Below are 10,015 nucleotides of genomic sequence, written 5' to 3' on the forward strand. Positions count from 1 at the left end.
AATGACGATTGCACTCCCGCCGGTTCGGCTGACGCCATTCATCGGCGGCGTTTTCCAGAAGCCCGGCGAGCGCGAAGAGGCGATCCTGGATCCAGCGACAGGCGAACTCGTCGCCCGCGTGGCCCCGGCAAGTCCAGGGCAGGTCGTCGAGGCGATCGCTGCAGCCCGCCGCGCGTTCGATGAAGGCGGCTGGCCGCGGATGCCGGTGTTCGAGCGTGGGCAAATGTTGCGCGCGATCGCCGACCACATCATGGCGAGAGCCCAGGATTTTGCACTGCTGGAAGCCGTGAACGGCGGCAAGCCGATCTCCGGAGCCCGGCGCGAGGTCGCCGGCGCGGCGCGCGTGTTCAGTTACTACGCCGGTGCGATGGACAAGTTCTTCGGTGACACCATCCCAGTCGCCGACAATTTGCTGAACTTCACTCTGCGCGAACCGCTCGGTGTCGTCGCGCAGATCACGCCATGGAACTTTCCGTTACTGGCGGCGGCATGGAAGCTGGCGCCTGCTCTCGCCGCGGGCTGCGCCTGCCTGCTGAAGCCGTCGCCGCTGACGCCACTATCGACACTGCTGCTGGCGGAGGTCATCGCCGATTGCGGCGTGCCGCCCGGCGTCGTCAACATTCTCCCCGGCGGCGCAGAAATCGGGCAGTTGCTCGCTGAATATGACGCCATCGACGGCATTTCCTTCACCGGATCGACGGCCGTCGGCACCGCCGTGATGCGAGCAGCTGCCGGCACCATCAAGAGCGTTGCGCTGGAGCTCGGCGGCAAGAACGCATGCATTGTGTTTGCCGACGCGGATATCGGAAAGGCCGCCAAGAGTGCGATCGGCGCCGTGTTTGGCAATGCCGGCCAGTCCTGTTCAGCCCGGTCCCGTTTGCTCATCCAGCGGTCGGCCGTTGAAGCGTTCACAGAGGCGCTGGTCGAGGAGGTCGCAGGCCTGAAGCTCGGTTCGCCGCTCGATGCCGCGACCACGCTGGGACCTTTGATCTCCGCGGCTCATTGGGACCGTGTCAACCAGAGCGTCCGCAAGGCGGAGCAGGATGGTGCCCGGCTGGTGACCGGTGGTCACCGGCCCGCTGGTCTGCCGAACGGCAATTTCTACCTTCCCACGATCTTCGCGGACGTCGCGCCGGAACTCGGGCTCTATCGCGACGAGGTCTTCGGTCCGGTCTGCAGCATCACACCATTCGACACCGAAGCCGACGCGATTGGCATGGCAAATGCTTCCGCCTATGGCCTGAACGGTTCGGTCTGGTCGCGTGACATCGGTCAGGCCCTGCGCGTCGCGAAGGCCGTACGGACCGGAATGATTGCCGTCAATGGATTGCCGAGTGCCAGCTCCACCAGCGTATTCGCGCCGTTCGGCGGCTACAAGCGCTCCGGACTCGGCCGCGAACTGGGGATGAATGCGCTGTCGTTCTACACCGAGACGAAGACCGTTACCGTGGACCTGACATGACGGGACAATCTGTCACACAGGACCAGTCCGGTGGACCCATGGATTGAACGGCACTTGGTACTTCGCCCCGGTTTCGGCCCTGTTAGCCTTTCCCTTGAAACAAAGGACGTTTCTGAATGCTGTCTGCGATTGTCGGGGGCACCTTGATCGATGGACTCGGAGGCGATCCGGTCAAGTCCAGCGTCGTGGTGATCGAGAGCGGGAGAATAATCGCTGCGGGCTCCGAGGCAAATATAGCAATTCCTTCCGGCGCACTGCGGCTGGACGCATCAGGACGCACTATTCTTCCCGGCTTCATTGACTGTCACGTGCACGGCACTTATCGGGCACGCGATATGCGCCAGCATCTGCTCAACACGCCGACCTACAACGTCCTGCGCTCGATCGACATCTTTCGCGAGACGTTGGCCTGCGGAATCACGACGGCCCGTGACATGGGCGGAGCCGATGCCGGGTTCCGCGCCGCGATTGAAGAAGGGCTGATCGATGGTCCTCGGCTGCTGATCTCGCTCGGCATGATCTCGCAAACCGGTGGTCACGGCGACTATTGGGTGCCGGCGGGCATGCGCATCAAGAAGCGAGCCTGGCTACCCGATACGGTTGCCGACGGCGTCGAGGACATCCGCCGCCTGGTTCGCGAACTGCTGATGCGCGGCGCGGACTTCATCAAGATCTGCGCGACCGGAGGCATCACCTCGGTCACCGATAGCTGGGACGAGCCGCAGTTCACCATCGACGAAATCCGCACGGCCGTCGAGGAGGCTGCCGCCAAGCGGCGACGCGTTGCGGTGCATGCCGAAGGCATAGATGGCATCCGCAATGCGGTGAAGGCCGGCATCCATACCCTCGAACACGGCTGGTTTCTCGACGAGGAAGCTGCCGACGAGATGATCAAGATGAACACCTGGTGGGTGCCGACCCTCGCGCTGGTGCCGCTATCGGTAAAGAAGCGGGCCGACGACAAGTCCTGGGCCGGGCACCAGATGGGCCAGGAAGACGTCAAGGACAAGCAGATCTACAACCTGATGCAGGATCAGATCCCGATCTGGAAGGAAGCGGTCCGGCGCGGTGTCAAGGTGGCCATGGGCACCGATCAGTCGCATCGCCTTCTGGTCGGCGAGAACATGGTCGAGCTGAAGTTCATGGTGGAATGGCTCGGCATGACGCCGATGGAAGTGATCGTCGCATCCACCAGCAAGGCCGCGGAATGCATCGAACGGCCCGAGCTTGGAGCGCTTGCGCCCGGCAAGGTGGCCGACGTCCTGGTGGTCGAGGGCGATCCGCTCGCGGACATTGGCGTAATGGCAGATCGCTCGCGGCTGCACCTCGTCATGAAGGCCGGAAAGACTTTTACCAACAAGCTTTCTTCCTGATCAAAGGATCAATCCGATGAAACTGAATCGCTTTATGATCCGGCCGCTTGTCGAGCAAGCTCTGCGTGAAGAACTTGGGCCCGGCGACACTACCGGCGGCTTCCTGGTCGGGGAGGATCCGGTCCAGACCGCGCAGATCTACGCCAAAGGCCACGGTATCGTTTGCGGCCTGCTGCTGGCCGACGAGACGATCAAGCAGATCGATCCCGATGCGCGGGTCGAACACGCCGTCCAGGACGGTGACAGCGTGAGCCCAGGCACCGTGCTCATGCGCGTCCAGGCACGCGCCTCAACGTTCTTCATCATCGAGCGCAATTCTCTCGACTGGCTGCAGCAGATGTCGGGCATCGCGACCAAGACCCGCCGCTATGTCGATCTGGTCAAGCACACCAAGGTCCGGCTGACCGATACGCGCAAGGGCTGGCCGGGACTTCGGATGATCATGAAGTACGCCGTACGCGTCGGGGGTGCTCACAACCACATCTTCAGCCTGGCCAACTGCATCCTGGTCAAGGACAATCACATCAAGATCGCCGGCTCGATCACCAATGCGATCGAGACGCTGCGGGCTACCGCTCAGCACACGTTCAAGATCGAAGTCGAATGTGAAACTCTGGAGATGGTCGAGGAAGCACTGTCGTGCGGCGTCGAGATCATCATGTTCGACAACATGGACACCGATGAAATGCGCGACGGGCTGAAGCTCGTCAACGGCCGCGCCATGACTGAAGCATCGGGCGGCATCAACGAACAGACGATCGTCCCCATCGCCGAGACCGGCGTCGATATCATCTCGGTCGGCGATCTGACCCACTCGATTCGAGCGCTCGATATCAGCCTCGACGTCAAGGACATCAAGCCGAGCGCCCATCGCACGATTAAACGGATGAAAGAGGCTGTGGCCTGAGGAGGAGCAAACGACCCATCTCGACCAGCCATTGAGCGACGTCATGATCGTCTCGGCAAGTGCAGGGGAAGGTCAACGAGACGGCGACGTGCGCGAAGCCTTTGCGCATGTCGAGAACTGGATTTTCGATCTCGACGACACGCTCTATCCGCGCTCGATTGGTGTGCACGAACAGCTCAGGCGGCGCGTGGTGGCGTTCATCGCCGACCACATGAAAATACATCTTGCTGCTGCGGAGGCGATGCATCTCGACTATTACGAGCGATTTGGCTCGACGCTGCAGGGAATGGTCGAACTGCACGGCGTGGAGCCGGACGAATTTCTCGATTTCGTGCACGACATCGATCTGTCGGCGCTGAGTCCGAATCTGCGCTTGATCGCAGGGCTCACGGCACTGCCGGGCAAACGCGTGGTTTTCACGAACGCATCACGCGGCCACGCATTGGCTGCGCTCGCTGCGATCGGCCTATCCGACGTGTTTGACGTCGTGGCCAGCATCGAGGACAGCGGCTACGTCGGAAAGCCGCATCGGAGCGCCTTCGAAAATCTGTTTGTCAGGCACGGGATCGATCCAACGGCGTCCGCGATGTTCGAAGATCGCGCGGGGAATCTCGTCGCCCCTCGCGAGCTCGGCATGAAGACCGCGCTTGTCGTCGATCCGATCCTTCATGTCGATCGGTTGAACGGTGTGCAAGAGCCTGATCACGTCGACGTCGTCGTGACGAATCTCGCGGTGTTTCTCGATGAACTGCAATTCAAGCGTGAGTGCGGAAAGAACGGCGCGTAGCGCGCACGAGGCGTAGAAAATTGGTTTAATAAGTAAGCAGAGAATGTCTGATCTTTGCTCTCGCGTGTGAACAAAAGTGATGTAGCTTTATTTTCGGTCGATCGCGCGAGTAGTTATCGCGAAAGACAATACTCGAAGGGACTTCTCGATGAAGAGATCGGTGTTTGCGTTGTTGCTTTCTGCGGCCGGTGCGATGGCATTTTCCAGCGCGGCTCTGTCGGAAACGCCGGTCAATATCGGCATCGTGCAGGCGACATCGGGTGGGTCGGCCGCCCTGTACGGTCTAATGCAGAAGAACGGCGCGGAACTTGCGATCGACGAGATCAATACGTCGGGCAAGCTCGGTGACTACAAGCTCGTCGGCATTCATCAAGATGACGCCGGTGACCGTGGTCAGTCGGTGAATATCTTTCAGCGCCTGATCAATCAGGAAAAGGTCGCGGTGATCCTGGGGCCGACGCTGGCGACCTCCGCATTCGCTGCCGACCCGCTGGCGCAAAAGGCCGGCGTTCCCGTCATCGCGAGCTCGAACACCGCGCCTGGCATCACGGACATGGGTGACTACATCTTCCGCACCAGCCCGCCGGAATCGATGGTGTTCCCGGGCGTGCTGGCTTACGTGAAGAAGAAGTATTCGCCGAAGACAGCCGCGCAGATCTACGGCATCGACGACACCCTGATGAAGTCGGCCTATGCGGTCCACAAGAAGGCGCTGGAGTCCGAAGACATTAAGATCGTCGCGACCGAGACGTTTCAGAAGGGCGACGTCGACTATTCGGCTCAGCTCACCAAGATCAAGGCAGCCAACCCCGACATTCTGGTAATTGGCGGCCTCGCCGAGGAAACCGCGAACATCGTCCGCCAGGCCCGACAGCTCGGTATTCCGCCGTCAACGGTCATTCTCGGTGCCAACGCGGCGATCTCCAACAAGCTCGCCGAGCTTGCCGGTGCCACGGCGGACGGTTTCACCGTCGGCTCAGGCTGGTTCATTCAGTACGACAGCCCCAAGAACAAGGCGTTCGTCGAGGCCTATCGCAAGAGGTACAGCTCCGACCCCGACAACTTCGCAGCTCAGGCCTATACATCGGTCTACGTCGTTGCCGATGCGGTCAAGCGCGCTGGCGGGGTGTCGGACCTCAAGAAGCTGCGCGACGCCATCGCGGCGACCAAAGACCTGGAAGCGAACAACGGCAGCTTCTCGTTCGATGCGCACCGCGAGCCGGCAGTGACGCCGAAGGTCTTGGTTATGAAAGGCGGCAAGTTCATCTTGGCCGCCGACTGATCCGTAGGGATCTGCGATGTCGACCTTCTTGCAGCAGCTCGTCAATGGCATCTCGCTCGGATCAACCTATGCCGTGTTCGCGATGGGATGCACGCTGATCTTCGGCGTGTTGAACATTGTCAATATGGCGCAAGGTGCGTTCTTCATGGGCGGCGCGTATTTTGGTCTCGAAGCTGCGCGGCTGGGGTTGCCGGCGCCGCTGGCGCTCGCGGTGGCGCTAGCCGGTGGTGGTTTGCTCGGGATGCTGAGCGAACTGGTGATCTTCCGCACGTTGCGGGCACGCGGCGGGCATCGCTGGATGGGATTGGTGGCCAGTCTCGCCCTGGCGCGCATGATGATCGGATTGGCGCAGGAGATTTTCGGCACCCAGGTTCAACGCTATCCGGCAAGCGATCTCATGCAGATCTCCTGGGAAATCGCGGACGTCAGGATCCAGTTGTTGCAGGTCGTGCTTCTGCTTGTTTCGCTGCTGCTGATGGCGTTGCTGGCCTTCGTATTGCAGCGAAGCTCGATCGGCCGGGCGATCAGAACCGTGGCGTTCAGTGAGGATGTCGCGCGCATCGTCGGCGTTCCAGTGGGCCGAACAATTCTGGCGACCTTCTTCCTGGCGGGTGCGCTGGCCGGTGCGGCGGGCATGCTGCTCGGCAATCTGTTCAACGTGGTTTCGCCGTTCATGGGCGAGCAGATGCTCGTGAAGGGGCTCACCGTCATCATTCTCGGCGGTCTCGGCAATGTGCCGGGTGCCGTCGCCGGCGGCTTCCTGCTGGGATTGATCGAGGTCTTCAGCGTCGCCTACGTGTCGTCGTCCTTTCGGGATGCGATCGGTTTCGGGTTGATCTTCGTCATCCTGCTGGTCAAGCCGAACGGATTGTTCTCCGGCTTTGAAGAGCGCCGCGCATGAGCGCCTGGATCAGCCAGTTTTTCGCGAGCTATTCGAACATCATCGATTTATGCCTGCTCAATTCGCTAGTCGGCTACGGCCTTTTCCTGGCGCTGAGCGCCAACATGTTCTCGCTGGCGACCGGTGGCTTTATGGCGTTGGGGGCTTATTGCAGCGTGTACTGCACGATGGAGCTCGGCTTTCCGTTCGCGCCGGCGGTCTTCGCGGGCGCGCTGCTGGCGGCCCTTGGGGCTGCAGCGATTGGAGCGCCGGTGCTCCGTTTGCGGGGCGACTACTTCATGCTCGCGACGTTCGCGTTCACCGAAGTGATTAGAGTGATCGCATTGAACTGGGATAGCGTCACCGGAGGCGCCATCGGCATCTTCAGCATTCCCCGTCACACCGAGACGTGGCACCTCGCGCTCGCCGTCGCCGTCGTCATCTACGTCGCTTACACCCTGCGACGTTCCTATTTCGGCCGCGCGATCGCCGCCGTCAAGCAGGACGACGTGGTCGCCCAGTCAATGGGCGTCAATGTGTTCATGCATCGCCTGTCGCTGTTCATTGCCAGCGGATTCATCTGCGGCGCAGCGGGCGCGCTGGCCGCGCATCTCAACTATTTCATCGGGCCGGGCGATTTCGGACTGGTGCGCAGCGTCGATGCGCTGACCTATCCGATCCTGGGTGGCGTCAATGCACTCGCCGGTCCGCTGATCGGCGCGATCTTCACGACGCTGCTGCCGGAGGCGCTGCGCTTCTCGAATCAATTGCGCGAGATCCTGATGGGCGCGCTGGTCGTGGCGATCGTGCTCTATCTGCCGGGCGGTGCGATGTCGGTCTTCAAGCTGCGCTGGTTCGGAGTGCGGGCTGGTGAGACAAAGCTCGCGGCGGCTACCGAGCAGGCGCAGTCATGATCGGCGTCCAACTCGAAGTATGGAAAATCGCCAAGCGCTTCCAGGGCATCGTGGCGGTCGACAGCATTTCGTTCGTGGCCGCAGCCCGGCAGGTCACCGGCCTGATCGGACCGAACGGCTCCGGCAAGACCACCACAATGAACATGATCACCGGGCTATATCCGGCCGATGCGGGCCGGATTACGCTCGATGGTGTTCCGCTGACCGGCTCGCCGCCGCATCAGGTGGCCGCGCGCGGCGTGGCGCGCACGTTCCAAAACATCCGGCTGCTCGCCGACCAGTCGGTGCTCGCCAACGTGACGCTCGGAACGCATCTCGGTCATCGTCGGAGCATTCTGGCGGTGCTGGCGCGTCTGCCGGGCGTCGCTCGCGAGGAGAGGGAGGCGGAGGGGCGCTGCCGCTCGCTTCTCGACGAACTCCGTATTGGACATCTTGCCGAGGTGTTGGCCGGGAATCTTTCCTATGGCGACCGGCGTCGTGTCGAGATCGCTCGCGCCCTGGCAACACGACCGCGGCTGCTGCTGCTCGACGAGCCGGCGGCCGGAATGAATCATTCCGAGAAGGAGCAACTCGCCGATCTGATCCGGCAGATCAAGGCGTCCGGCATTACGGTTCTGCTGATCGAGCACGATATCGACCTCGTCTCCAAGGTAACCGACCACATCGTCTGCTTGAACTTCGGCCGTGAGATCGCTGAGGGTACGCCTGCGGAGATCCGGAACAGCCCGGCTGTCATCGAAGCTTATCTGGGGCGCGACGAGGCTGCTTGAGATCCGCAAGCTCAGTGCCGGCTATGGCCCGGTCGATGTGCTGGAAGGTATTTCGCTTTCCGTCCCTACGGGATCGTGCGTCTGCCTGATCGGTGCGAACGGCGCGGGCAAGACCACGACCTTATCGGCTATCTGTGGGCTGGTCGCAGCATCATCGGGTGACATCCTGCTCGAAGGGCAGTCGATCCGCCGCGCATCTGCCGACGTGATCGTCCGACGGGGCGTGAGTCTGGTGCCGGAAGGCCGCCGGGTGGTATCGAACATGAGCGTCGAGGACAATCTGCTGGTTGGCGCCTATACGCGACGCGACGACCAAGTCGGCGCCGATCTGGAGAGCGTGTATCGTCGTTTCGGCCGCCTGCGTGAGCGGCGCAAGCAATTCGCCGGCCAGATGTCCGGCGGTGAGCAGCAGATGTTGGCGATCGGCCGCGCGTTGATGGCGCGGCCGAAGCTGCTCTTGCTGGACGAGCCGTCGATGGGCCTCGCGCCGCAGATCGTCAACGACATCTTCCGCACCATTCGCGAGATCAACGCCGCCGGCACGACGGTGTTGCTGGTGGAGCAGAATGCGCGCAAGGCGCTCTCGATCGCCAGCTACGGCTACGTGCTCGAATCCGGCGGGATCAAATTGGAAGGTCAGGCGGGTGACTTGCTGAAGTCGCCACAGATCGTCGCCGCGTATCTCGGCAGTGCGTAGGACTGATCCATGAGTTGCTCGACCATCTCGTGCGACAATTTGACTGCCAAGACCAGGTTCTGCTGCATTTTCGATCGGAGCTGCCGCAATTCGAAGCAATCGGGCTGCCGCGGTCGAAGCAAGCATACGAGCCGTGCCAAATCGCGCGGGGCGCGATGGAACGCGTGTGATCACCCGTTGAGCACCGATCCCGGCAATCCCTCCTGTCTGTACCGAAAACCTAAGCTCGGGCGTAGTGGTGGTGAAGTCCGCCAAGGATGGCGTGTGATTTAATGCTTCCGGTTCGCTGAACCGGGCGAGCAACCGGAGCGTCTTTGTCCAGCGACCGGTGCGTTCGGACGTCGTTGTAATAGCGTGCGTAGGATCGCAAAATCCGTCGTAGATGCGTCTCACCAAAGACGAGGATGTGATCTAAGCACTCGCGCCGGATCGATCCGATCAGCCGTTCCAACTCCATTCTGCCACGGCGGGGCCGGTGCAGTAGGCCTGTCGCGGATGCCCATGGAGCGCATTCGGCGCGACGACGCTGCCATAGATCCGGTCGAGATCCCGGATGAGGTAGCGCGGAGCCTCNTCCCAGGGAAATGCCTCCGTGATTTGACGTGCAACCATTCGGCCGTCGGATGTGCTGTGACGTTGATCCAANCGAGGGCTCTGCGATCGAGCCGGACGATGACGAGAGCATAGAGCAGNTCGAAACCGATCGTTGGAACGACGAACAAGTCCATGGCGGCAATGTCCGGCGCGTGGCTGCGCAAGAACGTCCGCCATCCTGACTGGGCGGCCCGCGTCGCCTGACCATGTACTTAGCGACGCTCGACTGCGCGACCTCAAACCCGAGCTTCAGCAGTTCGCCGTGGATGCGCGGCGCGCCCCAAAGCGGATTTTCGATGCTGATCCGCCGGATCAACACGCGCAGCTCGGTGTCGATCTGCGGTCGGCC

10 protein-coding genes are annotated in these 10,015 nt (G+C 61.8%); 9 read left to right on the forward strand and 1 reads right to left on the reverse strand.

Translation table 11 applies throughout. The features are described 5' to 3' along the window. Position 1: 1 nt before the first annotated feature. The 9 genes from YY7_RS0134080 to YY7_RS0134120 all read left to right on the forward strand — a co-directional run bounded on the left by YY7_RS0134080 (position 2) and on the right by YY7_RS0134120 (position 9,072). Positions 2-1,462 (forward strand): aldehyde dehydrogenase family protein, encoded by a 1,461-nt coding sequence (locus tag YY7_RS0134080; RefSeq protein ID WP_051397071.1) that lies wholly within the window; start codon positions 2-4, stop codon positions 1,460-1,462. Between the two features lie 116 nt (positions 1,463-1,578). Further along, positions 1,579-2,835: a metal-dependent hydrolase family protein gene (locus YY7_RS0134085; protein ID WP_028167111.1), complete on the forward strand. Its 1,257-nt coding sequence runs from the start codon at positions 1,579-1,581 to the stop codon at positions 2,833-2,835. Positions 2,836-2,851: 16 nt separating this feature from the next. Beyond that, positions 2,852-3,742 (forward strand): carboxylating nicotinate-nucleotide diphosphorylase, encoded by an 891-nt coding sequence (nadC, locus tag YY7_RS0134090; protein WP_028167112.1) that lies wholly within the window; start codon positions 2,852-2,854, stop codon positions 3,740-3,742. Between the two features lie 43 nt (positions 3,743-3,785). Continuing rightward, positions 3,786-4,529, forward strand: coding sequence for a pyrimidine 5'-nucleotidase (locus YY7_RS53690; RefSeq protein WP_051397072.1), 744 nt, complete (start codon positions 3,786-3,788; stop codon positions 4,527-4,529). Positions 4,530-4,677: 148 nt separating this feature from the next. Beyond that, on the forward strand, positions 4,678-5,811 hold the full coding sequence (locus YY7_RS0134100) for an ABC transporter substrate-binding protein (RefSeq protein ID WP_028167113.1): 1,134 nt from the start codon (positions 4,678-4,680) through the stop codon (positions 5,809-5,811). A gap of 16 nt (positions 5,812-5,827) precedes the next feature. Continuing rightward, on the forward strand, positions 5,828-6,712 hold the full coding sequence (locus tag YY7_RS0134105; RefSeq protein ID WP_028167114.1) for a branched-chain amino acid ABC transporter permease: 885 nt from the start codon (positions 5,828-5,830) through the stop codon (positions 6,710-6,712). Continuing rightward, entirely contained in the window at positions 6,709-7,605 is an 897-nt protein-coding gene (locus YY7_RS0134110) for a branched-chain amino acid ABC transporter permease (protein ID WP_028167115.1), read from the forward strand. Before YY7_RS0134105 ends, YY7_RS0134110 begins: the two co-directional genes overlap by 4 nt. Continuing rightward, positions 7,602-8,375, forward strand: coding sequence for an ABC transporter ATP-binding protein (locus tag YY7_RS0134115; RefSeq protein WP_028167116.1), 774 nt, complete (start codon positions 7,602-7,604; stop codon positions 8,373-8,375). Before YY7_RS0134110 ends, YY7_RS0134115 begins: the two co-directional genes overlap by 4 nt. Next, positions 8,368-9,072, forward strand: coding sequence for an ABC transporter ATP-binding protein (locus YY7_RS0134120; RefSeq protein ID WP_028167117.1), 705 nt, complete (start codon positions 8,368-8,370; stop codon positions 9,070-9,072). Before YY7_RS0134115 ends, YY7_RS0134120 begins: the two co-directional genes overlap by 8 nt. A 220-nt stretch (positions 9,073-9,292) precedes the next feature. On the opposite strand, the gene YY7_RS65255 is transcribed toward YY7_RS0134120, so the two are convergent. After that, entirely contained in the window at positions 9,293-9,874 is a 582-nt protein-coding gene (locus YY7_RS65255; protein ID WP_433994545.1) for an integrase core domain-containing protein, read from the reverse strand. Positions 9,875-10,015: the final 141 nt, after the last annotated feature.

Origin of the sequence: Bradyrhizobium elkanii WSM2783, assembly GCF_000472865.1 — a bacterium.
GTDB classification, from domain to species: Bacteria; Pseudomonadota; Alphaproteobacteria; order Rhizobiales; family Xanthobacteraceae; genus Bradyrhizobium; species Bradyrhizobium elkanii_A.